Genomic DNA, 22,896 nt, shown 5'->3' on the forward strand with positions numbered 1-22,896 from the left:
AATAGCAATATAAGAGGCGTGAGGCTAGCTTTAAGTCTTCATAATATAGTAAACAGCTTTGAAAAACTCTTTTCTAGAATTAATCCTTTTAGGAACAAGGGGTCATTTGACTTGAATAATGATCAAACTTTAAATCGAGCTTTAGAGTATGCAGTAACAAATCTTGATCATAATGTAATGACGTTACTTATTAGTGCTGGAGCAAATATTAATGAGATAAATAATAGTATAGGAAATGTAATCCTTCAATACAAAATAGCATCATAAGCTATGCAGTACGGAGATAAGGACAGTCTCAAAGATCATAAAGAAAAATGTTGTTTAGTGCTTGGTGAGCTAATAAAAAAAGAAAGAAAAGAAATATTGGAGATTTTGAAACAAACGGAAAGTTGTGACAAGCTTAAAGAGGAAGTAGAGATAAAATTTAAGGCCAACTCACCTAAAAAACCTCCTAGGATTTTTGAGCATGATGATATTTTACTTTTAAAAGAGCCCATTTATGATGAGGTATATGACGCTAAGGTTAGTAACTCATTAGAAGAGTTGAGCGTATCGGAAGAATCCATTTATGCTGAAGTATATGATTTGCATAAAAGATCTACTGAAAATTTATCATTGAAAGATAGTGGTTATTCTAGTATATCAGGAGAACCTATTTATGAAGATGTAGATGATTTCTCAGAGCAAAAAAAGCCCACTAGCTTAAATCATAAAGAGCAACCAGAGCCTATTTATGCTAAAGTAGATTTATCGAAAAAGAGATCAGAAAGACAAGCAAAACATATAAAAGATAATTCTGGGACTTATCATGGATTAGTGAAGGATAAAGTGAATAATTTGCAAGTAAAACTAAATGAGCAAAGTGCTAATAAGCCAGCGAGTCAGCAAATCAAGACCAAGGCTGGCTTTAACGTAAAAGAAATAAGGCAAAATTTTGAGCGTAGAGATTCTGGATACGATTCTGGCTATGATTCAGATACAAAAGTTGAACAAAAATTAGAATTAGGATCTAAAGCTCCTAAATCTGAGATAGGTTCAGTAAGCATTGAACATGGGGTAATAGGAGGCTGTCGATATAAAATCACTACTCTAACTGTGTGATTCAAAATAATTGAATTGACTTTATATGTATAATCGATATAACTCAGTTAGATTCAAGTCGACTCTTTCGTCTAGTGGTTAGGACACCACCCTTTCACGGTGGTAACACGGGTTCAAATCCCGTAAGAGTCACTCAAACAGAATGCAAATAACTAAAGTTTTGAATGAAAAAAATTAGGCTTTATGTTGAAGAAGCTTTATCACAAAATGTAAGTTTGGCGCTTCATCCACGACAAAGTCACTATATTTACAATGTAATGCGGCTTAAGAAGCATGATAACATCTATCTTTTTAATGGAAAGGATGGAGAATGGTTAGGAGAAGTAGTGAATATATCAAGTAAATCGACAAAAATTATAATAAAAGAACGCACTAAACAACAACAACATGAAAAAAATCTATATTTGTATTGTGCTCTGGTAAAAAGCGGCGCCTTAAGCAACATAGTAAGACAAGCAACTGAAATGGGAGTAACCTGCATTCAATTTATTTCAACAGAACGTACAGTAGTAAAAAACATTAACCTAAGTAGAGCGAAATTACAGGCAATTGAAGCTGCGGAACAATCCGGTAGGACAAGTATACCACAGATTTTTCTTCCTATTAATTTTTGTGAATTATCCGATTCCCAGAATAAAAATTTTGTTTTGTGTGATGAAACAGGTGAAGGACAACCTCCTAATAAAGTTCTAAAAGGCAAGAAAAACGTTGCTATTATTGTTGGCCCCGAAGGTGGTTTTTCATCTTGCGAACTTGATTCTGCCAATAAATTTTGTCAGAAACTGAGTCTAGGAAAAAGAATTTTGAGAGTTGATACTGCTGTAGTTGCTGCATTAACCTTCACCAATTGGTATAGCTAGATTTTTTAATATGGCTAGTGCAACTTGACACTCTATATAAAGAAATCTGCATTATATTTTTCCTAAAAGAAATAAATGAAACTTGCATTTTTCCGAACTATCGATACTCTTAGTAAAGAAGTCGGGGCGTAGCGCAGCCTGGTAGCGCATTTGGTTTGGGACCAAAGGGTCGGGAGTTCAAATCTCTCCGCCCCGAGATTAGAAAAATTACAAGAGCACTGTAACCTAAGAGCAATTTTTATCAGCAAGTAAATGATTGACAGCAGAATGAAGCTTTTTTCATATAAATCACTGCATATCATATTCTATCGCTCAAGTTTATAAAATAATTGACAATGTTAATTTTCTAATTTATAAATGGATTTTGAAGTGATTACCGAAGGAGGTATAGAGTTTGATTGAAGTATCAGTCCATTATGGTGATGTAGATAGAGCTCTTCCAGTGTTGAGAAAAATAATTCAAAAGGAAGGAAGAGGGCTCAAAATGAAAAAAAAATATCACGAAAAGAAATCAGAGAAAACAGCTAAAAAAAAAGCTGAAGCAAGGAAAAAGAGGTATCAGCAAGAATGCAGAAGACAGCGTTATGGTTGGTAGTTTTTACTAAGGTTAATAATTAGTTATCTTATGAATATTCATGAATATCAAGCAAAGGAAATTTTACACAAGTTTAATGTCCCGGTACCAAAGGGTTTTGTTGCTACATCTGCAGAAGGAGTAGAAACTCAAATAAATCAACTAAAATCTGACGTGTTTGTGGTTAAAGCTCAGATTCATGCAGGTGGTAGGGGTAAGGCTGGTGGTGTAAAGCTAGCAAAGTCAGTTGAAGAAGCTCAACAGTTTGTAAAGAACATGCTCGGCATAACTTTAGTTACTCATCAAACAGGGCCTAGTGGACAGCAGGTAAGAAGAATATACATTGAGGAAGGTTCAAGCATTAAAAAAGAGTACTATTTGAGTCTAGTAGTTGATCCAAAGCTCAGTAGGTTAGTATTTATATTTTCCTCAGAAGGTGGTATGGATATTGAAGAGGTAGCAAAAAATTCTCCTACAAAAATTGTGAAATTTGATATTGACCCTGCTACTGGTTTTACAAATCTTGATAACAGTAAACTTGCCAATAATTTTAATTTGAATTCAGAACAAATAGAAAGAATAACAAATATTGCAAAAAATATATATGATGCGTTTATTACAACTGATGCAAGCCAAATAGAAATTAACCCACTAGTTGAAACAAATTCTGGGGATTTTGTTGCACTTGATGCTAAAATTAATTTTGATGACAACGCTTTATATCGTCATCCAGAAATCGTGCAGCTTCGTGATTATGATGAAGAAGTTAAAGAAGAGATAGAAGCTTCAAAACATGGACTTAGTTACATCAAAATGGATGGCAATATTGGTTGCATGGTGAACGGTGCAGGTCTTGCTATGGCAACAATGGATATAATAAAGTACTATGGAGCAGAGCCTGCTAACTTTTTGGATGTTGGTGGTGGAGCGAGTAAAGAAACTGTAACTGAAGCATTTAAAATCATATTGTCTGATAGCAACGTAAAAGGAATTCTGGTTAACATATTTGGTGGTATAATGCGTTGCGATATTATCGCAAGTGGAATTGTTGCGGCTGCAAAAGAAATGAGCATTAAAGTTCCTCTAGTGGTTAGATTATCAGGTACTAATTTTGAAGAAGGAAAAAAAATCTTAGAAGAGTCAGGATTAAATATTATTGCTGCAGATGAACTGGGTGATGCTGCGCAAAAGATAGTAAAAGAGGTAAAATAAAGCATGTCCGTTTTAGTAAACAAAGATACAAGATTAATATGCCAGGGTTTTACTGGTGCACAAGGCACATTTCATTCAGAGCAAGCAATTGATTACGGAACGAAAATGGTGGGAGGTGTAACTCCTGGAAAGGGTGGTAGCACTCACCTTAATTTACCGGTTTTTAATACTGTAGCAGAAGCCAAAGAAAAAACCTGTGCAAATGCTACAGTTATATATGTACCTGCTAAATTTGCTGCTGCTGCAATACTTGAAGCAATAGATGCAAAAATAGAATTGATAATTTGTATTACAGAGGGCATTCCTATACTTGACATGGTAAAGGTAAAGCATGCTCTCGCTGGTTCAAACAGTCGATTGATTGGCCCAAACTGTCCAGGGGTTATTACACCTGAAGAATGCAAAATAGGAATTATGCCAGGACATATTCACAAACGTGGACATATAGGAATTATGTCTCGCTCTGGAACTTTAACTTATGAAGCGGTAGCACAAACAACTGCTGTTGGTCTTGGTCAATCCACGTGTATCGGAATTGGGGGGGATCCAGTTCATGGTATGACATTTGTTGACTGTATGGAGCTCTTTTTAAAAGATGACGATACTCATGGTATTGTAGTTATTGGTGAAATAGGTGGAAACGAAGAAGAAGATGTATCACATTTTGTGAAAACAGAAAAAACTAAAAAGCCAATCGTTGGTTTTGTAGCAGGCCAAACGGCACCTCCAGGAAGACGTATGGGACACGCTGGAGCAATCATCTCTTCCAGCGGTGGAAGTGCTGGTGCAAAGTTAGAGGTTATGCGCAGTGCTGGGATTGCGATTGCAGAAACCCCTGCTGTGATTGGTAAAAAGGTGTTAGAAGTAATGAGTGTCAGTGCCTAGCCTAGGTCATAAAAACCCTATATCCCCAGTCATCAGTATATTTTTTGACCACTCAATCAGTAAATGACCTCCTGGTAAATGTACTGAAGTTTGTTTAGTAGCCAAACACTTACGAAGTATAGATGCAACAAATGCTGCACAAGCCGCACTACCACATGAAGCAGTAATACCTGTTCCTCTTTCCCAAACTCTTAAGTTTATTTCTCCAGATTTTTCTATTTGTGCAATACTAACATTTGTTTTCTGAGGAAATAATTCGTGATTTTCTAGCTTTGGTCCTAAATTCTGCAATGGTATTTCGCTTATGTTATCAACAAAAAAAACTATATGAGGGTTACCAATATTTACTGCAACTGGCTCTTTCAGCATTTCAAGCTCTATAGGTAGATAAAGGGGATCGCATTCACAAGAAAGAGGAATTTCATTCCATTTAAGCAGTGGTTTACCCATATTGACCTTTATTGATTTATCACCTACTTTAAAACATTCTAAGATACGATTATTTATCAGCTCAATAGTGATATATTCAGTACCTTTTTCTAACATTATCAAATATCCAACACAGCGTGCTGCGTTTCCACACATTTCAGCTCGACTACCGTCAGCATTGTAGATATGCATAAAGCAGTTTGCAGCATTAGACATTGTTATAATTATCACTTGATCACAACTGCCTTGATCAGCAATTTGTCTATAATTCCAGTCTAAATTATTTGCTGAACGTGAGTCTATGATAACAAAACTATTGCCAGTACCATGCATCTTTACAAACGGGATCTTGTCTGTTAGGTTACTTACCATTATAGCAAAATTATATAAGTGAAAATTTTTCTTCTAATTACAGCTGTTTTGTATTCTATAGTTTTCTGTAATGTGAGTGCTAAGTCAATACCGGAGAACAGCAAAATGCTCTTTTGGCAAACTGGAGTCAGAAAGGGAGCAAATGTTTTCAATAGAAAAGTTGATAGTGACTTAATCAAAGCAGCAAAGGAATACAAAATTGGTTTTATTCGTCTTGCTCCTGACAAATTTGAAACTACGCAACGTGACTTCCTCTTAGGCAATGCAGACAATTATCCGGGCCTGATTTCCAAAGACCTGAAAGTTCTGAAAGATGTTTTAGATGCTTTTCATCAACAAAAAATACCAGTAGTGTTAACGATGCTTAGCTTACCTGGATCTAGATGGAAGCAAAATAATAACGATAAAGATGATTTACGTTTATGGTCAGATCAAGCTTTTCAAAAACAAGCAGCAAAATTTTGGCAAGATCTTGCGAAAGAGCTTAAAGATCATCCTGCTATTGTTGGATATAATATCTTAAATGAACCACATCCAGAAAGGCTTTATAATACTGCAGACTCGGCTATTTATAAAGTAGAACAAAGCAAAGTTCAGAAGAATCTATTTGGCTTTTATAGCAGCGTGGTAAACAGTATCCGCCAAGTTGACTCAGAGACCCCAATAATACTTGATAGCAGCAGTTATGCTGACTCTAATACTTTTAACAAATTTGAACCAGTTAGTGATAAAAATGTTCTTTATTCATTTCATATATATGAGCCCTTTGCTTATACAAACTTAAAATTAAACCAAGGTAACTTCGCCTACCCTGGACATGTTCAATCTTTTGATGCAAAAAAAGTAGAGTATTGGAATAAAGATAAGTTAAAATCATATATAGAACCTGTAAAAATTTTCCAAAAGAGGTATAATATACCAGATTATAAGATCCTTGCTGGAGAGTTTGGCGGGCACCGCTGCTCAAAAGGATTAGAGCACTATTTTCGAGATCTTACTTCTATTTTTAATGAATATAATTGGCATTTTGCTGTTTATGGCTTTCGAGAAGATATATGGGATGGTATGGACTATGAACTTGGAAACGAGAAGCTTTCATGGAAAGACTGGCAAGCAATTGAAGAGGGTAGGATGAAAAAAAATTATTTGCCAAATAATTCAATTTTTAAGATATTAAGAGAAGAATGGTCAAGTCAGCTCGCTGGCCATTCGTCATAAAAGAATATTTCTTTTATTGATCTTCTTTGTTTTTCTTTGACTTCAGCACCCTCTTTTTCGTAACCAACTGCTATCACTGACATTACATTAAAATCATCAGGTATATTGAATCTCTTAACTATTTTATCTCTATCAAATCCACCCATTTGATGAGCCATTAAGTTCATAGCTGCAGCCTGCAGCATAAGTGCATAATTTGCTGCACCAGTATCATGTTTAGCCCAAAGATTTTCTCCTTTACCTTGTTTACGGAAGTTCTTAGCGCTTAGAGATATAATTAGTATTTGTGCATCTTTTGCCCACTTTTGATTAGATTCATCAAGGCAACCGAGCAATTTTTTCCATGCGCTTTGATTGTTCTGTTTGTTGCATATCACATATCGCCAAGGTTCATCACCAAAACACGAGGGTGTTAGCCTTACAGCTTCTATTAAAATATCCATTTCTTTCTGAAATATTGCTCTTGTAGGATCGTATGAACGTCCGCTGTGTCTTTCTTTCATCAACGATAATAGATCTTGTTTACTCATCATTTTTAAATAGTGCATAAATAATTCATTGTAGCGCAATATAAGCAAAATTTAAATTGCAAAACCTCTTATACACATATATTACATTTAGTAAGTTATTTTTATTGGGAAGATATGTTTATAACACAATCAAGCAGTAGGTCAACACTGGCTGAAATATTGTCTTGTGTTTTACTTTTATTCTTGATGGCTCAAATAAGCATACCATTGCAGCCTGTGCCTATCACATTGCAAACTTTAGGATTAATGCTTGTTGGGCTTAAATTTAACCGCAGAACAGCATTCTATTCTGTGCTTACATATCTATCACTTGGTGCAGCAGGATTTCCTGTTTTTGCGAATTTTTCTAGTGGTTATCACATTTTTCTTGGACCAACAGGTGGATATTTAATTGGCTGTTTAGCTGCTGTTATGGTAATGAACAAAGTAAATGAATTACTGAACTCTAAATATAAATCATTTATGTGTAATTCTTTAAGTTGTCTGGCGGGTACAGTCGTAATCTTTATTTGTGGTATTAGTTGGCTTACTATTTACGTGGGTCTGAAACAAGCAATAATGGTAGGTGTTTTACCATTCATCCTTCCTGGTTTGGTAAAAATTTTTCTACTTGTAGCAGCTTTGCAGTATTTGAAAAAGTGATAAGGTTTCGTCCTCATCATTTTATGTGCACTCTTGCATTTCAAGGGTATGGATATTCTCAGAGCTTTGTAGAAAATTACAAAAAGATAGCAAGTAAAGTAATTAGTGATCCTAATACTAAAATCGAAGTAGTTGATAATCTTGACACTATTTGTAGTGTTTGCCCAAACCAGACTAAACAAGGTAAATGTACCACACAAGCTAAAGTTTTAGAGCTAGATAGAAGGCATATGGAAATTTTAGGAATAAAAATTGGCGAGATTTTGACCTGGAGTAAAGCAGTAAAAAGAATTAGAAAGAAAATGTCTTTAGAGAAATTTGACTACGCATGTGAGGAGTGTAATTGGCAACCATATGGAATGTGTAGAAGTGCTCTTTTAACTCATTCTAGATAGTATCTGCCAATTAATAATATCTTTATTATTATATTAGATAAGTAATTTAGCATTTATGAATTTGTAATGTGTTGCGTATAGTTCAAAGAAATAAGATTTACTGGTTACGCGCTGCAGCCAATGCCACAACACTAGGATCTATGTTTGTCTGCATGTTAATTTGCGTTGTGATTTTATGGAGGTCTTCTGTTACTTATGCTAGTGAAAATTTGGAGATACAGAAGGTCTTTGATAGTGTTGTCAAGCATATAAAAGCTGATAAAAAATATAAAGATCTTGATGTTATCGAGAGAAAAAGTGACAAATTTAATATCAAAATTTCGCAGAATTCTGGCAAGAATTTTGACATATACTCTATTTTAAAAAAAGCAAAAGATTCCTTTGAGTTAGGAGATAGTGAAACAGCTACTTCTCTCCTCAATCAGATTATCGCAAAATTTCCTTATCATGAAAGTGCTTTAATTGGACTAGGGAATATCTATTACGCTAACAAAGAATTTAAAAAAGCTGTAGAGATTTACACAAGACTGTTAAAAGAATATCCTAGCAACCCTTATGTATTAAAGAATTTTCTGACGATAATTTCACAATATGATCCTAATTTAGCATTGAGTGAAATGTTGAAATTGTATGATACACTCAGAAATAGCGCCCCTTTATCAGCAAATTTAGGTTTGATCTATATGAAAAAAGGGGATTACATAAAAGCTAAAGAATATATGAAAGCAGCAATTTCTTTAGATCAAAACAATATTTTTTATACCTATAATTTAGCTGTTATTCTAGATAAGCTCTCAGATTTTAAAAATGCCACAGCATGTTATTCAAAGTTGTTGAACATGTCAAAAAATGCAAGTGAAAGAATACCTTTATACAAGGTAGCAGCAAGGCTAAAATTTATACAACTCCATAGTGCGCACTCAGCGATTCCATAAGAGTTGCTTGTATCGCTATTTTTGTTTACAACAACAACATTGAACTATAGAATTATATCTAGAGGGGCAATTAGCTCAGCTGGTAGAGCATCTCGTTTACACCGAGGAGGTCGGCAGTTCAAGTCTGTCATTGCCCATTAGCCTAGTTGAATATTAATATTACAGTTATTTCAATCAAAGTATAGAAAATGCAAGACAACATAGTACCAGTTTCAATAGTGAAAGAGCTAGAGGATTCTTATCTCTCCTACGCAATGAGTGTGATCATAAGTCGAGCTATACCTGATGTGCGAGATGGATTTAAACCTGTTCATAGGCGCATATTATACGCAATGTCGAGGGCTGGGTTCGATGCCGGTAAACCGTATAAAAAAGCAGCTCGTATAGTCGGGGATGTAATGGGAAAATATCACCCACATGGTGACATGGCTATCTATGACTCCTTGGTCAGGATGGCTCAAGATTTTTCTCTTCTTTTACCACTGATTGATGGGCAAGGTAACTTTGGTTCGATAGATGGAGATCCGCCAGCTTCAATGCGATATACAGAAGCAAGGCTCCACAGAGTGTCGCATTTTTTACTAAATGATATTGACGAAGATACAGTTGATTTTAGGCCAAACTATGATGGAAATGAAACAGAGCCTGTTGTACTGCCTGCAGAATTTCCGAATCTATTGGTAAATGGTGCAAGCGGTGTTGCAGTTGGTATGGCAACCAATATTCCTTCTCACAACCTTGGAGAAATAATAGATGCTTGTATGTTATATATAGATAATCCTGAAGTTACTTTGGATGAGTTACTTGAAGTGATGCCAGGGCCGGATTTCCCAACTGGGGGAATGATTCTTGGAAGGTCTGGAATAAGATCAGCATTTGCAACTGGTCGTGGCTCAATTGTTGTGCAAGGCAAGACTCACATAGAAGACCTGCCACAAGATAGGCAAGCAATAGTGATTAATGAAATACCTTACCAGGTAAATAAAGTAAAATTAATTGAGAAGATAGGTGAGCTTGTAAAAGAAAAAAGAATTGATGGCATAACAGAAATTAGGGATGAGTCTGATAAGTCTGGTATTAGGGTAGTAATTGACCTCAGAAGAAATGCTGAAGCAAGTTTTATACTTAATCAAATATTAGGACTAACTCCACTAAGAAGTAGTTTTAGTGTTAACACTCTAGTCCTCAACAATAACAGGCCTGCTTTGATGTCATTAAAAGAAATCATAGCTGCTTTTGTTGATTTTAGAAAAGAAGTATTAATCAGGAGAACAGAATTTCGTCTAAGAAAAACGAGGGAAAAAGCTCATATATATATAGGGCTCTACATTGCGGTCTTGAGCATAGGTGAAGTGATAAAAATCATCCGTGGTGCAAAAGATCCTGCGGAAGCAAGTAGAGAACTTTTAAATAAAGAATGGAAAACTTCAGCTGAGATAAACACAATTATTGGATTAATCTCAGACAGCATGAGCTTTTTGAAAGACGGAGTGTATAGATTAACTGAGCTGCAAACGAAAGCTATTCTTGACATGAAATTGCAACGTTTAACAGGCCTTGAAAAAGACAAATTAGAAGCTGAGCTAAGTTCAATGATCAACCTGATAAAAGAATATATCGCTTTTCTTGGCTCAGGAGAGAAGTTGATGAAAGAAATAAAAAACAATCTACAAGAAATAAAGAACAGATTTGCTGTGCCGCGAAAAACTTCAATAGAGGAATCAGATACGGACATTGAAGCTGAAGATCTAATTCCACAAGAAGATATGGTAGTGACCGTAACTATGAATGGTTACATCAAACGTGTGAAGCTCTCTCACTATAGAACCCAGCATCGTGGTGGAAAAGGAAAGCTAGGACAGGGGTTAAAAGAGGAGGACGTAATCACAAAATTATTTGTTGGAAATACTCATACTAGCCTTTTATTCTTTTCTAATACTGGTCGAGTTTACAGATTAAAGGTTTATAAACTGCCTCTTGCAGAGCCAACTGCACGTGGAAGAGCGCTTGTTAATATATTCCCGCTTAGCGATGGTGAAACTATAACTAACATCATGCCGCTTCCAAGTGAGAATGACGAAAATCAAAATATAGTTTTTGTTACTGCTCATGGGAACATAAGGCGTAACTCCTTAGCAGATTTTCACTATATTCCAAGCAATGGAAAAATAGCAATAAAGCTCGACGAAGGGGATAGGTTAATATCAGTTAAAGTATGTAGCGAAATTGATCATGTTCTACTTTCAACAACACTTGGAAAAAGCATCAGATTTGTTGTAAGTGATGTGCGTCAATTTAAAAGTCGCAATTCAGATGGCGTAAGAGGTATCAAACTTGCAAAGAATGACAGCGTGATATCTATGACCATATTAAATGGGATAGGTGTAGCAACAGAAACAAAAGAACTTTACTTAAAAGTTCCACTTGCAAAAAGACTGGGGACTGCAATTAATAACTTCATTGATTCTAAATTGGAAAAGACTTTGAATGATTTAGGAATAGATAACAAACTGTTCTTAAAACTTGCAATGAATGAGGAGTTCATATTAACTATTACTGAAAATGGCTTTGGTAAAAGAACTTCTGCGTACGAGTATAGGGTAACAAATAGAGGTGGTGTTGGTATTACAAATATCCTTACTACCGACAGAAACGGTAATGTTGTTGCTAGCTTTCCAGTTGAACAGGGTGATAATATCATGCTTATTACAGATAAAGGAAAGTTAATTCGTATTTCAGTAAATGATATCAGAATTGCAGGACGTAGCACTCAAGGAGTCACTCTGTTTAAAACAGAGAGTAGAGAAAAGGTGGTGTCAGTAGCGAAAATTGAGGATCCCGATTCCACTGAAGATAGTATTTCCGAAATTGACAACTCTGCTTCTTCTTAACTGTATAGCAAAGGTTAAACAAATAGTGCAAATTTCTATTGATTAATCTATAATATTTAAATTAAAATATATGTCTATGTTCAAGTAGAGATTGATGGATAAGAAGTTAACTAAAAATAAAAAATCATTGACGAATGAGAAGAATAAAAAAACATCTCTTGTTAAAGATTTTGCCAAAAATAAGAGTAGAAGAGATTTTATCACATTAACTACGTGTGCCATGGCAGGTATAGGAGCTGCAAGCGGTCTTTGGCCATTGGTTAAGTCTATGAATCCTTCTGCTGAGGTTTTAGCGATGTCTACGGTTGAGGTTAATCTATCTGATATTCAAGAAGGACAAGGAAAAAAGGTAAAATGGCAAGGTAAGCCAGTATTTATCCGCAAGCGCACAAAACAAGAGATTGAGGCTGCAAGAGCCATAAATGCAGAAAATTTGAGAGATCCTGAATCAGATGAAAAAAGAGTATATAAAGGAAAAGATGAATGGTTAATTATGATTGGAATATGCACCCATCTTGGATGTGTACCAGTTGATCACGCTACAAAAGACGGCAACGGTTGGTTCTGCCCTTGTCACGGTTCATATTATGACACATCAGGCCGAGTAATTGGCGGTCCTGCACCAAAGAACATGGCTATACCTGACTACTTTTTTCCAAGTGAAAATATTGTAGTAATTGGCAAGAAGGCTTAACGGATTTTCATAATTAAAGTAATAAAAGTATATTGCATTTCAAGAAGCACACTGACTTCATAGGCAAAGCTCTTGAAGTCTATCAAGCTAATTTTATACTATGCACATATTCGGGTGATAATTAAGAAACTTGCCTGCCAAATTTTCAGAGTTGACAGCTAAATTTAAAACTTGTTCCTTTGCGTCAGAAAAATTCTGACTAACTTGCTTAAAGTTATTTTCTAACTCTTCGAGGATGGAGCTGAAATTAAAAAAACTTTTCTGCATTTTATCAAGATTTTGAGTTATATAGCTTAATACATAAAGATAGAGACAAGAGGGGAAGAGATATGGTAAAGCAAGAAAAAGCTGAAAGTGAGGGAATAAATGGAGTCACCATATCAATATGAATTAAGGGAAAGAGTGATTTCAGTGGAATTGGGAGTCGCAATAGTAAAAGTGAAAGAAATCTTCAAAGTAGAACTATCCCCCAAAGCTGCACATGGACATAGAATATCCTTTGTCAGGGATGGACGTAAACATTGAAGATCTTCCCCTAGAGCTGGATATAGATATAAAGTCATTTATGCCATTACCTATATTCGAGAAAAATATCACATGCCAAGAACCTTGTCAAAATTATATAATCTATCTCTAGAGCAGGTTATTGAGAATGTCAATCCACATAAAAGAGCCAGGTATTCCTAACACCACTAAACTCACAAATTCATTTGCTAGAGTTTATAAGTTCTTGTTTATAATAATTTTATTATATCGTAAAACCATCTATATCGGCCTATTTAAACAGATTTTACTTTCCTTAAGGATTTTTTAAAGACCACCTATTGAATTCTATGATATTATTTTTTGTGAGATTGTTATACACGTTATGGCAAGGAAGGCAGAGAGATTTGTTAAGTAGTTTTTGCATCTATATGAGCTACTTGAATAATGGTTACAATATTTGTACAATTGTACAGCATGAGCTGAGTTCGCTTAGCCCTTATCTACATATTCAGTTCCACCAACAGTTATTGCATCGACCTTGAGTGTTGGCTGACCAACTCCAACAGGCACATTTTGCCCGTCTTTTGAGCACGTACCAACACCAGGATCTAACTTTAGATCATTACCAATCATTGATACTTTTTTTAGCACTGTTGGCCCATCACCAATTAGTGTTGCTCCTTTCACTGGCTGTGTAATTTTACCATTTTCTATTAGGTAAGCTTCTGAAGATGAGAAAACAAATTTTCCTGATGTTATATCAACTTGTCCACCACCAAAATTTACTGCATATAGGCCTCTTTTTACACTGGATATTATTTCTTCTGGTGCATATTTTCCTGCCAACATATAGGTGTTTGTCATGCGTGGCATAGTAACTTCTTTGTAACTTTCTCTTCTACCATTACCAGTTGGATTTACACCCATAAGTTTAGCGTTCATATGATCTTGCATATATCCTTTTAGAATTCCATCTTCTATAAGCACATTATAGCCAGGTAAAGTACCCTCATCGTCTATGCTAATAGAACCACGCAAATTAGGTAGAGTTCCATCATCAATTACAGTAATGTTACTGGCTGCCACTTGTTTACCCATAGAATTTGAAAATGCCGAGATTCCTTTACGGTTAAAATCACCTTCAAGTCCATGACCTACAGCTTCATGCAATAATATTCCTGGCCAACCTGAACCTAAAACAACTGTCATCTCTCCAGCCGGAGCTGGAATTGCCTCAAGATTTACTAGCGCTTGTTCTAACGCTTGGTTTGCAACTTTTTTCCACTTCTTCTCAGAAACAAATTTACTATAAGAGTCTCTTCCACCGTGCCCTGCAGAACCTCTCTCTGCTCGGCCATTTTTCTCTACGATGACTAGTACATTAAAACGTACCAAAGGCCTGATATCGCTTAACCTGTGATCATCTTTTATTATTTGTACAACTTGCCATTCTCCATTTAGAGTTATTTTTACCTGCTTCACGCAGTTATTCTTCGACCTTACATACTCATTAATCTCATTGAGTAGTTTAATTTTTGAGCTCAGATCCATTTCATTTATGGGATTAATCTTTGAATACAGGCTTTTTGCCTCCTCATTTAAGTTTACTGAATTTGTTTTGCTTAAAGATGCTGAACTTTTTACCATAGAGGCAGCTTTACTAATTTCTTTTTCGCTAATCTCAGAAGAGCAAACAAAAGACGTACTATCTTCACAAAAAGACCTGAGACCAAATCCTCTTCTGATATTTAAATCCATATGTTTTAATATATTATCATCAAAAATCAGGGATTCTGATTGGCAAAACTCTAAAAATAGCTCACCACCATCACTATTGCTCAAAGCGTTGTTGACTATTTTATATACATTATTAATATTAACATTGTTCTGAGCAAAAAATATTTGATCTAGATTTGGCATTACCTTTGAGCTAAAAATTGTTTAAGTATATTATTTAATTTTAACATAGTAAATCACAAAAAGCCCGGGTGGCGGAATTGGTAGACGCGCTAGCTTCAGGTGCTAGTAACTTTTCAAGTTGTGGAAGTTCAAGTCTTCTCCCGGGCACTCTGTATTGATTTTTGAGTCAATTAATGCTATGATATAATGTATTTACTACTAAGTTTATGAGTTATGAAGAAAAAAAGCTTGTTTACAGAAAGAAAATAAGAACTTATTCAAAACGCTTGGTTACTGCACTATCTATTGCTTCTTTGAGTGGGTACATAGCAGCATTAGCCCTAAATATTTCTTCCTTAAGCTTGTATTTTACTATTGTCAGCACTATACTAAGTGCACTTTCGCTTGCTTTAAATATATGGTCATTAACTGATCATTTTAGGCAGTGTGGCCTTAATAAGCAACTCGATACCTCTCGGCAAGAGAAATTAATGAAGATCTGCCTCGACATTGCATCTAACGTTTCATTTTTAATAGGAGGAATTACATCTATATTACCTCTTGAATTTCCTATTATCCCCTTTATTTCCGTTGCTTTTTTTATTCTAGGTTGTACCTTTATGGCAACCAATTTCATTCGAACTATGATTAGTCAGCCGCAAATAGATGAAACCAAAACCTCAAAGTTAGTGATCATTTGAACATTCAATCTGCAATAGCTGCCTAATTATTACATGTTAATAACTTAGCTTATTTAACTTGACAAATTACGCCATCTCCCTTACTATGATAGCAAGAGTATTTACCCTTGTTTTTAATCTCCGCGGATTTAACAGCAAAATTCAGTAAAAAACTCAAATATTTATTGGCAAATTACATAAAAATTATAGCGGCTGCATGTCTTTTTTATTTTTTCTACATTCAGCCAAATCGCGCTTGTTAGTACATTATCAATTTAAATTATTAAAACTCGCTATACGGGGGTTCTTTTGTCTTTTTTTACTTAGTAAATTTCTTAATATTTGTAGCTAAAGTAATTTTAGAGAGCCAGCGTGGGACACACAACCGCACTAACGTTTATTTTTGAAGGTACTATTTATATAGATGAAATGTTCAAAAGTAAAGCATTTAAATATCTAATTCTTACTTCCCAAATTTCAAATTATCTTCCTCCTATTTTATTAATAGCAGGTTTGGTGTTGCAGTACCAATCTAGTTGCGTAGACAGTAAAGTACTCATTGGATTTGCTATAGTACTAGGTTGTACTTTATTATTACAATTAGCAAGTGAGATCTACGAGAGAAAAGTTGTAAATCTTGTAAAAACTGAAGGAAGAGGTGATGAACAAAATGTACCTATAGGAGCATTAACCGAAAAGCCAAGCAGCATTGTAAATCCCGATAGTGTTCACGCTCATGGAAGAGAGCAAGTTGTGTAGTGCATTTATTGTTCTTGGATTAATTGATAGCTATTCTCCATACTCAAATCTCTGGCTAAAAATAGCGAGCCACAGATTAGTATGGTTTTGACGTTTTGTATAGAAGCTTTTAGTATGTGATTTGATATAGCATCTCTGATTGATTCACATTCGATAGCATTGATTCCTATATTATGAGCTCCTTCTCTAATTAAATCTGTACTTGTTGCTTTAGGTTCAGATTTAACACAAACGGCGCATAGTAGTTTGATGTATGGCTTTAAGTGCTCTAAGAACTCTGCGACGTTTTTGTTACGAGTAACACCAAAGATCATATAGATACCTTCAGCAAAATTGTCTCTTACCCACTTAGCTAACACTTTGGCACCATCATTGTTGTGCGCGCCATCTAGAAATAATTGCCAATCTTTTGGTAATAAAGAAATTAAATTACCTTCTTTTATAGACTCTAGCCGCGCAGGCCAATAAGTGCTCTGTAAACCTGAAGCAATGTCCTCTTCTCCAATATTAAATCCATACTTCCCACTCAAAATGCTACATGCTGCAATTGCGTTTCCTGAATTGATTATTTGATGATCTCCTTTTAAAGATGGCAAAGAAAATTCTATTGATTGAATAGTCGATTGAAAGACTATTCTGTTATTCTGTTTTTCGCAATTCCACTCAAATCCTCCTCTATATAAGGGAGATTTTTTGTTTATTGCGTGTTGTTCTAGCGTGTTCATTATAGATTTTTCTTGTGGTGCTATTACGCAAGGAACATTAGGTTTCATTATTCCAGCCTTTTCACCTGCTATGGTTTCTACGGTAGGACCAAGATATTCTGTATGGTCAAGTGCAATGGAAGTGATGATCGTTAGAATCGGATTATCTATAACATTTGTTGCATCAAGCCTTCCACCCAGACCCACTTCAACTAAAGTAATATCAGCTTTATGACGAGAAAAAGCTAAGAAGGCTGCAGTCGTTGCGGCTTCAAATAGAGTGATGGGTTGTTCTGCGACTGCTATACGGCATTCTTCCAGTGAGTTATGTAATTCACTATCATCGATATCATTGCCTGCAACAACTATTCTCTCATTAAAATTCACTAAATGTGGAGAAGTGTACGTATGAACTTTATACCCTGCTGCTTGCATTATATATCTTATAAAGGATAGTGTTGATCCTTTGCCATTAGTGCCAGCTATGTGAATTATTGGCGGTATTTTTTTCTCGGGATTACCCAGTTTATTTAGAAAACTTTTTATGCGATCAAGAGAAAAATCCTTTGGCCTACTGCCAATCGGCTTAGGCCAATGAGGCATGTATATCATAAATTATTGTTACGTTTTAATTCATCTATTACACTTGCCATGCCATTCGTGTCGATCTTTTCACTAAATTGAGAACGTTGATTAATAGAAATACTTATTCCACTCATTACAACATCGTTTATTAAGAAAGAATTGTCACTTTTAGTCACTTTAAAGTCAATGTTTGTAAATTCCTCATCACCATAAGAAAATCTTGTTCCTATCAGACAAGTTTCATCGTCAACTGCTCTTGTACTCATTATGATCATTTCACTATTATTTATGTATTTATACAAAATTTTAGCGCACAAACGCGCGAGATATACTTCATATTCTTTTAGAAACTCTTCTTTTTCTTTCTGAGTAGATAAATTCCAATATTTCCCTATGACAAATCGAGATATTCCTTTGAGGTCAACATTATTCTGAATAATTTTCAGAAGTTCTTCTTGTACATGTTCTAGATTTTTTCTATTCCCTTTCATAGACGTGTTGTCTACTTGCTGCTTCATGGCAAGCACAAAAGTTTTGTGCCCTATACAATTCGCGTAAGCACTTGAGGAGATTACAATAAAAATGGTTAAGAACTTAATAAGATTCATAAGATATATTTATTAGCTATGATACTTAAAATGCAAAATTTAACAAAGGCAAAATAATGATCGCTAGTTTTAATATATCTATAGACATACTCTATATAAATAATCTATAATTAATTTAGGGGTCTGTGCTATGCGTTATGAGTTAAGTTAAATTTCCCGAGCGATAATTTCTGATCAAGGGAATTGCCTCTGTTAATTTCATTGAAATTAGTACGTGATGCCCACCTTAACTTTAGGTCTCAGGAATCTACTAAGACTGACGGTAGATATGGATCCCTTTTCCATTATTTAGGTTTATGTTACACCAATATAAAGAACAAGGTGTTTTTTTCTGTTCATCTCATGAGATATTTCAAGTTGTAATTGACGTTGAGAAGTATCCTGATTTTGTTCCTTGGTGCAAAGCTGTTTATATAAAAGAAAAAACTGATAGCCAAATGATTGTGGACCTCCTTGCAGCTTTTCATGGCATTAAAGGAAGTTACACATCAGAAGTGACCTTTCTTTCTCCAAATGGAGCAAATAAAAGTTGGATAAAAGCTGTGTCGTCAAATGGAATATTTAAACATTTATACAACGAATGGAAATTCACTCCTATAGATGAAAGTAAAACTATGGTAGAGTTCTATATAAAGTTTGAATTTAAATCCAATTTGTTTTCCGCCTTATTAAACTCAGTTTATAAATACACACAAAGTAAAATAATTGCTGCATTTAAAGACAGAGTAGAAAGTGTTGCCGAGAAAAAGTTATCTTGACATCATTTATATAAATGCATAAATTCTTTAATAAGTTAAGTATTTCCATTGTAATGATTTTTAGATTATTGTTCTTACTTATTTTTATAAGTGTTAGTTCTTATGCAGCTATTGAACAAAACTTACCCAACACTCAAAAAACTGATGAAATAACATCAAAAGAACTACTGTCACTACTGCCTGATGATAAATTATTAGGTGATCCAAAAGCACCAATTTTAATGATAGAATATGCTTCGCTCACTTGTTATCACTGTTCTCTTTTTCATAAGAAAGTTTTTCCTAAAATCAAAGAAAAGTACATAGATACAGGTAAGATGTTATACATATTCCGTCATTTTCCTCTAGATTACAGAGGATTAAAAGCTGCAATGCTAAGTTATTGCTATGAAAAAGAAGAAGACTATTTTAATTTTAACAAAGCTGTGTTTAATGCAATAGACTCGTGGAACTACTCTAATTTTAGTGATTTAACTATACTACAAAAAATTGCTGCACTAAGCAATTTGAAGCAAGATGTATTTAACCAATGCATTAATGATAAAAAGATGATGGACAAAATTATAAATGATAAATCACTTGCAATTAATAAACTTGATATCACAGCTACTCCTGTATTCATCATCAAGATTAACGATGACAAATCATATGTAGAGAATGGTAAAATCAAACATGAAGGGTATAGAGAGCTGGAATACTTCACTAATGTAATAGATGAGTTATATGGAAAAGCTATAGTGAAGTAATAACACTGTAGCTTACCATATAAAAACCCTATGCTGAATCATTATTTTTTGATACTGTTTGTTGCTTTTTACGCTCAAACTCTCTTTTTTTACTGTGCCAAGCATAATAATACATAGCAATTTTATTCTCTATTAATACTATCGTTCCATCATAAAATTGGACCATATCCATAACTTTTTTCTGAGCTTCGTTAAAGCGTTCTTTGTACTTCTCGCGATAAGCTGGATTGTGCAGTAATTTCACTCCTTCATTATTATTAGATTTCTTGCTTAACGTTTCAACTTCGTTAGCAATGTTATAAGACATATAACCCCCTCTAATTGATTATAAAAATTACATTTTAAGAGAGATGTAAAATAAACGATCCCTTAATTCTAGTATAACAATTGGTTATTATACTAGTTAACCATAGTAAAATATATAATAATCTTTGTCACTTAAAATTTTACTTTATAAAATAACAACTTAAAATAAAAATTTTTATTATTCTTAACTCTATTGTTATATCTATAAATCTTATATAGATTAAACCTCCTTAGTTTATATTATAAAACTTAATGCGTCATAACTTTAGCAGAAAATCGTTGTACATAAGAAGCTTATTTGCAAAAGAGTATAAAAAAATAGAAGAACATTGTACTCTTGATAAGAAACAACGTATTCAAATCACTCCTGAAGAAGGAAAATTATTAAATTTATTTATCAAAATCCATAAAGTTAAAAGCATAGTTGAAATTGGCACTTTATATGGTTATTCGTCAATTTGTATGGTAAAAGCTTTACCGAAAGATGGTCATATATATACAATAGAAAATAATCCTCAACACTCAAGAATAGCAAAAAAAAATTTTAGTGCTTTTAATCTAAGTGATAAAATTACTCTAATAGAAGGTGATGCACTGGAAAAAATTAATGAATTATCAGCAAAGGCACCATTTGACATGATATTCATCGATGCTGACAAAAGTAGTTATCCTAAGTATTTAGATTGGGCAGAGTCATACATTAAACAAGATGGGCTAATCGTTGCAGATAACACTCTATTATTTGATACAGTATTTTTAGAATCTCCTCCAAAAGAAGTATCAGAAAAGTCATGGCATGCTATGAGAGAGTTTAACGATAGATTGTCAGATGAAAAAAAATATTTCTCCATATTGATTCCTACTGACGAAGGAATGACTGTAGCTTTAAAACTAACGCAAGTTAAAAATCAAGGTCAGCGTAATGTCTAGGGGGAGTTAAGCCAAAAACTCTCTCTAATAATATTTCGCGAAAACAAGGCCTTGATTTAACAATGGAGTACCATTCTTTTAAAATCTTACTTTTTTCCCAGGGAAAACTATTTACGTAGTCTATTATAGAAATATGTGATGCTAAAGTAATATCGGCTAAAGTGAACTTATCGGTTGCAAGCCAAACGTTCTTGTTAATTAAGTGTTCGATGTATTCCATATGGTAAGGCAGGTTATGCTGAGCTGCATGAAGAAATCTAGAGTCAGGGCTGCGGTTAGTAATTACTTTTTCATTCATAATATACTTAGTAACTTCATTGTAAAATTTGCTATCGAACCAATTGATTAAAGCGCGTATTTTAGACTTAATAATAGTTGATGAACCAAGTAATTTGACGTTACTATTGTAAATCTCTTCTATATATTCACAAATGGCATTACTATCCGCTATTACAAAGTTATTATCTATTAATACTGGTACATACTGTAATTGCTATTGAATGATGGAGAGACATACTCCATTATTTTAGCACGAAGTAACAAATTCAATGAATTAGTTCTTCAAGAATAATTTAAACTTTTACAGTAGGAGTAGTCTCATGAAACATTATAGCGGGTTAGATGTCTCACTCAAAGAAACTTTTATTAGTATCATTGATGAGAAAGGAAAAATTGTTAAAGAAGGGGTTGTTGCAAGTGAAAGCAGTGCAATAGCTGAGTTTCTGCTTGGTCAAAACAAAAAATACGAGTCCATAGGAATAGAAAGCGGGCAATTATCAATATCGATGTGCAAAGAGTTGAGGAATCTTGGATTACCAGTAACTTGTGTAGATGCAAGGCATATGGCAGCAGCATTATCTGCGAGAATCAATAAGAATGATAAAAATGATGCAAGAGGCATAGCACAAATGATGAGAGTTGGGCTATTTAAGGAGGTATTAGTAAAATCAGACGAAGCTTGTCAGGTTAAAATAATACTTGGAAGCAGAAGACAATTAATACGTTGCAGAGAGCAAATTGCGGGAACAATAAGGGGATTACTGAAAATATACGGGATAAAAGTTAATCAACGTCTTAGTTCTGCAAACTTTGCTTTAAAAGTGCAAGAAATGGTTAATAATCTAGATGAAATTAGCCAAACCTCAATTGAATCATTAGTACATAGTTTAGAAATAATAGAAGAATCAATAAGAAAACTTGATAAAATGCTCTCAGAACAAAGCAAAAAAGATGAGGATTGTAAATTATTAACTACTGTTCCAGGAGTTGGTATTATAGTAGCAATGACATATAAAGCTGCAATAGATGATCTGCATAGGTTTGAAACATCTTATACAGTTGGAGCCTATATGGGATTAAGTCCAAGACAGTACGCTTCTGGTGAGATTGATCGACACGGAAGTATATCAAAAATGGGACCAGTGGACTGTAGGAATATGTTATATGAAGCCGCGCAGGTCTTACTGGTAAAATGTAAAAGGACATTTAAATTAAGAAGCTGGGGATTGAAGCTTAAAAAGAAAAAGGGCATGAAAAAAGCAATTGTTGCAGTAGCAAGAAAATTAGCCGTGATTATGCATAAGATGCTAATCGATAGAAAAGAGTTTTGCTATCAATAAACACTAAAGAAGTATAAAACAATAATTTTACTGAAAGTAAAGATAGCAATGCCGATGGAAGGGATAAGCAAGAGGATA

25 protein-coding genes, 4 tRNA genes, 1 other RNA gene and 1 pseudogene are annotated in these 22,896 nt (G+C 34.3%); 24 read left to right on the plus strand and 7 right to left on the minus strand.

Translation table 11 applies throughout. From position 1 onward, the window contains the following. Window positions 1-111: 111 nt before the first annotated feature. The 8 genes from AAHF52_RS04820 to sucD all read left to right on the plus strand — a co-directional run bounded on the left by AAHF52_RS04820 (window position 112) and on the right by sucD (window position 4,632). Complete coding sequence (locus AAHF52_RS04820; protein ID WP_007302353.1) at window positions 112-267, plus strand: hypothetical protein; 156 nt, start codon at window positions 112-114, stop codon at window positions 265-267. Window positions 268-270: 3 nt separating this feature from the next. Further along, window positions 271-1,101: a hypothetical protein gene (locus tag AAHF52_RS04825; protein WP_007302352.1), complete on the plus strand. Its 831-nt coding sequence runs from the start codon at window positions 271-273 to the stop codon at window positions 1,099-1,101. Between the two features lie 60 nt (window positions 1,102-1,161). Then, a tRNA-Glu gene (locus AAHF52_RS04830) sits at window positions 1,162-1,233 on the plus strand. A 32-nt stretch (window positions 1,234-1,265) separates the two neighbouring features. Next, window positions 1,266-1,961, plus strand: coding sequence for a 16S rRNA (uracil(1498)-N(3))-methyltransferase (locus AAHF52_RS04835; protein ID WP_007302351.1), 696 nt, complete (start codon window positions 1,266-1,268; stop codon window positions 1,959-1,961). Between the two features lie 122 nt (window positions 1,962-2,083). Next, window positions 2,084-2,157 (plus strand) — tRNA-Pro (locus AAHF52_RS04840). 198 nt (window positions 2,158-2,355) lie between these two features. Then, on the plus strand, window positions 2,356-2,556 hold the full coding sequence (gene rpsU / locus AAHF52_RS04845; RefSeq protein ID WP_007302350.1) for a 30S ribosomal protein S21: 201 nt from the start codon (window positions 2,356-2,358) through the stop codon (window positions 2,554-2,556). A gap of 30 nt (window positions 2,557-2,586) precedes the next feature. Further along, on the plus strand, window positions 2,587-3,747 hold the full coding sequence (sucC, locus tag AAHF52_RS04850; RefSeq protein ID WP_007302349.1) for an ADP-forming succinate--CoA ligase subunit beta: 1,161 nt from the start codon (window positions 2,587-2,589) through the stop codon (window positions 3,745-3,747). A 3-nt stretch (window positions 3,748-3,750) separates the two neighbouring features. After that, on the plus strand, window positions 3,751-4,632 hold the full coding sequence (sucD, locus tag AAHF52_RS04855) for a succinate--CoA ligase subunit alpha (protein WP_007302348.1): 882 nt from the start codon (window positions 3,751-3,753) through the stop codon (window positions 4,630-4,632). 6 nt (window positions 4,633-4,638) lie between these two features. On the opposite strand, the gene dapF is transcribed toward sucD, so the two are convergent. After that, on the minus strand, window positions 4,639-5,433 hold the full coding sequence (gene dapF, locus AAHF52_RS04860; RefSeq protein ID WP_012481958.1) for a diaminopimelate epimerase: 795 nt from the start codon (window positions 5,431-5,433) through the stop codon (window positions 4,639-4,641). A gap of 72 nt (window positions 5,434-5,505) precedes the next feature. On the opposite strand from dapF, the gene AAHF52_RS04865 reads away from it, so the two are divergent. Continuing rightward, window positions 5,506-6,651 carry a glycoside hydrolase family 5 protein gene (locus tag AAHF52_RS04865; protein ID WP_230609270.1) on the plus strand — a complete coding sequence of 382 codons (1,146 nt, stop codon included), beginning with the start codon at window positions 5,506-5,508 and terminating at the stop codon, window positions 6,649-6,651. Here AAHF52_RS04865 and AAHF52_RS04870 read toward each other — a convergent pair. After that, window positions 6,627-7,199, minus strand: a complete 573-nt coding sequence (locus AAHF52_RS04870) for a nitroreductase family protein (RefSeq protein WP_052264977.1) — start codon at window positions 7,197-7,199, stop codon at window positions 6,627-6,629. The two genes, AAHF52_RS04865 and AAHF52_RS04870, sit on opposite strands and share 25 nt — an antisense overlap. Before the next feature lie 96 nt (window positions 7,200-7,295). Here AAHF52_RS04870 and AAHF52_RS04875 point away from each other — a divergent pair, with 96 nt between their 5' ends. From AAHF52_RS04875 to AAHF52_RS04905, 7 genes are all read left to right on the plus strand, one after another. Then, on the plus strand, window positions 7,296-7,823 hold the full coding sequence (locus AAHF52_RS04875; protein WP_214303151.1) for a biotin transporter BioY: 528 nt from the start codon (window positions 7,296-7,298) through the stop codon (window positions 7,821-7,823). Further along, window positions 7,820-8,218, plus strand: coding sequence for a DUF1284 domain-containing protein (locus tag AAHF52_RS04880; protein WP_342068388.1), 399 nt, complete (start codon window positions 7,820-7,822; stop codon window positions 8,216-8,218). The genes AAHF52_RS04875 and AAHF52_RS04880 overlap by 4 nt, the downstream gene beginning before the upstream one ends. Window positions 8,219-8,286: 68 nt before the next feature. Beyond that, window positions 8,287-9,153, plus strand: coding sequence for a tetratricopeptide repeat protein (locus AAHF52_RS04885; RefSeq protein ID WP_012481956.1), 867 nt, complete (start codon window positions 8,287-8,289; stop codon window positions 9,151-9,153). Between the two features lie 64 nt (window positions 9,154-9,217). Next, window positions 9,218-9,290: transfer RNA gene (locus AAHF52_RS04890), tRNA-Val, on the plus strand. Between the two features lie 51 nt (window positions 9,291-9,341). Next, a complete protein-coding gene (gyrA, locus tag AAHF52_RS04895) occupies window positions 9,342-12,044 on the plus strand; it encodes a DNA topoisomerase (ATP-hydrolyzing) subunit A (RefSeq protein WP_264376685.1) in 2,703 nt (900 codons plus the stop codon). Between the two features lie 94 nt (window positions 12,045-12,138). Beyond that, on the plus strand, window positions 12,139-12,738 hold the full coding sequence (petA, locus tag AAHF52_RS04900; RefSeq protein ID WP_006014178.1) for a ubiquinol-cytochrome c reductase iron-sulfur subunit: 600 nt from the start codon (window positions 12,139-12,141) through the stop codon (window positions 12,736-12,738). 366 nt (window positions 12,739-13,104) lie between these two features. Next, window positions 13,105-13,263 carry a hypothetical protein gene (locus AAHF52_RS04905; RefSeq protein ID WP_019078626.1) on the plus strand — a complete coding sequence of 53 codons (159 nt, stop codon included), beginning with the start codon at window positions 13,105-13,107 and terminating at the stop codon, window positions 13,261-13,263. 450 nt (window positions 13,264-13,713) lie between these two features. Here AAHF52_RS04905 and tldD read toward each other — a convergent pair whose 3' ends face one another. Beyond that, entirely contained in the window at window positions 13,714-15,144 is a 1,431-nt protein-coding gene (gene tldD, locus AAHF52_RS04910; RefSeq protein ID WP_007302340.1) for a metalloprotease TldD, read from the minus strand. Between the two features lie 62 nt (window positions 15,145-15,206). On the opposite strand from tldD, the gene AAHF52_RS04915 reads away from it, so the two are divergent. The 3 genes from AAHF52_RS04915 to AAHF52_RS04925 all read left to right on the plus strand — a co-directional run bounded on the left by AAHF52_RS04915 (window position 15,207) and on the right by AAHF52_RS04925 (window position 16,562). Beyond that, window positions 15,207-15,291 (plus strand) — tRNA-Leu (locus AAHF52_RS04915). Window positions 15,292-15,350: 59 nt separating this feature from the next. Continuing rightward, complete coding sequence (locus AAHF52_RS04920) at window positions 15,351-15,824, plus strand: hypothetical protein (protein ID WP_007302339.1); 474 nt, start codon at window positions 15,351-15,353, stop codon at window positions 15,822-15,824. A 351-nt stretch (window positions 15,825-16,175) separates the two neighbouring features. Beyond that, entirely contained in the window at window positions 16,176-16,562 is a 387-nt protein-coding gene (locus AAHF52_RS04925) for a hypothetical protein (protein ID WP_007302338.1), read from the plus strand. Window positions 16,563-16,567: 5 nt separating this feature from the next. Here AAHF52_RS04925 and AAHF52_RS04930 read toward each other — a convergent pair whose 3' ends face one another. Continuing rightward, window positions 16,568-17,878 carry a bifunctional folylpolyglutamate synthase/dihydrofolate synthase gene (locus AAHF52_RS04930; protein WP_264686179.1) on the minus strand — a complete coding sequence of 437 codons (1,311 nt, stop codon included), beginning with the start codon at window positions 17,876-17,878 and terminating at the stop codon, window positions 16,568-16,570. After that, window positions 17,875-18,459 (minus strand): phospholipid-binding protein MlaC, encoded by a 585-nt coding sequence (locus tag AAHF52_RS04935; RefSeq protein ID WP_213863858.1) that lies wholly within the window; start codon window positions 18,457-18,459, stop codon window positions 17,875-17,877. Before AAHF52_RS04935 ends, AAHF52_RS04930 begins: the two co-directional genes overlap by 4 nt. Before the next feature lie 117 nt (window positions 18,460-18,576). On the opposite strand from AAHF52_RS04935, the gene ssrS reads away from it, so the two are divergent. From ssrS to AAHF52_RS04950, 3 genes are all read left to right on the plus strand, one after another. Then, window positions 18,577-18,738, plus strand: a non-coding RNA gene (gene ssrS, locus AAHF52_RS04940) — 6S RNA. Between the two features lie 17 nt (window positions 18,739-18,755). Continuing rightward, window positions 18,756-19,217 (plus strand): type II toxin-antitoxin system RatA family toxin, encoded by a 462-nt coding sequence (locus tag AAHF52_RS04945; RefSeq protein WP_006013504.1) that lies wholly within the window; start codon window positions 18,756-18,758, stop codon window positions 19,215-19,217. A gap of 14 nt (window positions 19,218-19,231) precedes the next feature. Further along, window positions 19,232-19,963: a thioredoxin domain-containing protein gene (locus AAHF52_RS04950; protein ID WP_012481954.1), complete on the plus strand. Its 732-nt coding sequence runs from the start codon at window positions 19,232-19,234 to the stop codon at window positions 19,961-19,963. A 28-nt stretch (window positions 19,964-19,991) separates the two neighbouring features. Here the strand turns inward: AAHF52_RS04950 and AAHF52_RS04955 are convergent, their stop codons facing one another. After that, entirely contained in the window at window positions 19,992-20,270 is a 279-nt protein-coding gene (locus AAHF52_RS04955) for a DUF2671 domain-containing protein (RefSeq protein WP_007302334.1), read from the minus strand. A 251-nt stretch (window positions 20,271-20,521) separates the two neighbouring features. On the opposite strand from AAHF52_RS04955, the gene AAHF52_RS04960 reads away from it, so the two are divergent. After that, window positions 20,522-21,199, plus strand: a complete 678-nt coding sequence (locus AAHF52_RS04960; RefSeq protein ID WP_006013497.1) for an O-methyltransferase — start codon at window positions 20,522-20,524, stop codon at window positions 21,197-21,199. Here AAHF52_RS04960 and AAHF52_RS04965 read toward each other — a convergent pair. After that, window positions 21,171-21,680: pseudogene (locus AAHF52_RS04965) on the minus strand (glutathione S-transferase family protein); the annotation flags it as partial. The gene AAHF52_RS04960 and the pseudogene AAHF52_RS04965 sit on opposite strands and share 29 nt — an antisense overlap. 118 nt (window positions 21,681-21,798) lie before the next feature. Here AAHF52_RS04965 and AAHF52_RS04970 point away from each other — a divergent pair. Next, window positions 21,799-22,818: an IS110 family transposase gene (locus AAHF52_RS04970; RefSeq protein ID WP_214303242.1), complete on the plus strand. Its 1,020-nt coding sequence runs from the start codon at window positions 21,799-21,801 to the stop codon at window positions 22,816-22,818. The last annotated feature ends 78 nt before the right edge of the window (window positions 22,819-22,896 follow it).

It is taken from the genome of Wolbachia endosymbiont (group B) of Melanargia galathea, from assembly GCF_964030625.1.
Classification (GTDB): Bacteria; Pseudomonadota; Alphaproteobacteria; order Rickettsiales; family Anaplasmataceae; genus Wolbachia.

Bases quoted from the DNA above. Each gene is read 5' to 3' on its own strand.
- AAHF52_RS04825 (WP_007302352.1), top strand. From the start codon at position 271: ATGCAGTACGGAGATAAGGACAGTCTCAAAGATCATAAAGAAAAATGT.
- AAHF52_RS04835 (WP_007302351.1), top strand. From the start codon at position 1,266: ATGAAAAAAATTAGGCTTTATGTTGAAGAAGCTTTATCACAAAATGTA.
- sucC (WP_007302349.1), top strand. From the start codon at position 2,587: ATGAATATTCATGAATATCAAGCAAAGGAAATTTTACACAAGTTTAAT.
- sucD (WP_007302348.1), top strand. From the start codon at position 3,751: ATGTCCGTTTTAGTAAACAAAGATACAAGATTAATATGCCAGGGTTTT.
- dapF (WP_012481958.1), bottom strand. From the start codon at position 5,433: ATGGTAAGTAACCTAACAGACAAGATCCCGTTTGTAAAGATGCATGGT.
- AAHF52_RS04870 (WP_052264977.1), bottom strand. From the start codon at position 7,199: ATGCACTATTTAAAAATGATGAGTAAACAAGATCTATTATCGTTGATG.
- AAHF52_RS04875 (WP_214303151.1), top strand. From the start codon at position 7,296: ATGTTTATAACACAATCAAGCAGTAGGTCAACACTGGCTGAAATATTG.
- gyrA (WP_264376685.1), top strand. From the start codon at position 9,342: ATGCAAGACAACATAGTACCAGTTTCAATAGTGAAAGAGCTAGAGGAT.
- petA (WP_006014178.1), top strand. From the start codon at position 12,139: ATGGATAAGAAGTTAACTAAAAATAAAAAATCATTGACGAATGAGAAG.
- AAHF52_RS04905 (WP_019078626.1), top strand. From the start codon at position 13,105: ATGGAGTCACCATATCAATATGAATTAAGGGAAAGAGTGATTTCAGTG.
- tldD (WP_007302340.1), bottom strand. From the start codon at position 15,144: ATGCCAAATCTAGATCAAATATTTTTTGCTCAGAACAATGTTAATATT.
- AAHF52_RS04920 (WP_007302339.1), top strand. From the start codon at position 15,351: ATGAGTTATGAAGAAAAAAAGCTTGTTTACAGAAAGAAAATAAGAACT.
- AAHF52_RS04930 (WP_264686179.1), bottom strand. From the start codon at position 17,878: ATGATATACATGCCTCATTGGCCTAAGCCGATTGGCAGTAGGCCAAAG.
- AAHF52_RS04935 (WP_213863858.1), bottom strand. From the start codon at position 18,459: ATGAATCTTATTAAGTTCTTAACCATTTTTATTGTAATCTCCTCAAGT.
- AAHF52_RS04945 (WP_006013504.1), top strand. From the start codon at position 18,756: ATGTTACACCAATATAAAGAACAAGGTGTTTTTTTCTGTTCATCTCAT.
- AAHF52_RS04950 (WP_012481954.1), top strand. From the start codon at position 19,232: ATGCATAAATTCTTTAATAAGTTAAGTATTTCCATTGTAATGATTTTT.
- AAHF52_RS04955 (WP_007302334.1), bottom strand. From the start codon at position 20,270: ATGTCTTATAACATTGCTAACGAAGTTGAAACGTTAAGCAAGAAATCT.
- AAHF52_RS04960 (WP_006013497.1), top strand. From the start codon at position 20,522: ATGCGTCATAACTTTAGCAGAAAATCGTTGTACATAAGAAGCTTATTT.
- AAHF52_RS04970 (WP_214303242.1), top strand. From the start codon at position 21,799: ATGAAACATTATAGCGGGTTAGATGTCTCACTCAAAGAAACTTTTATT.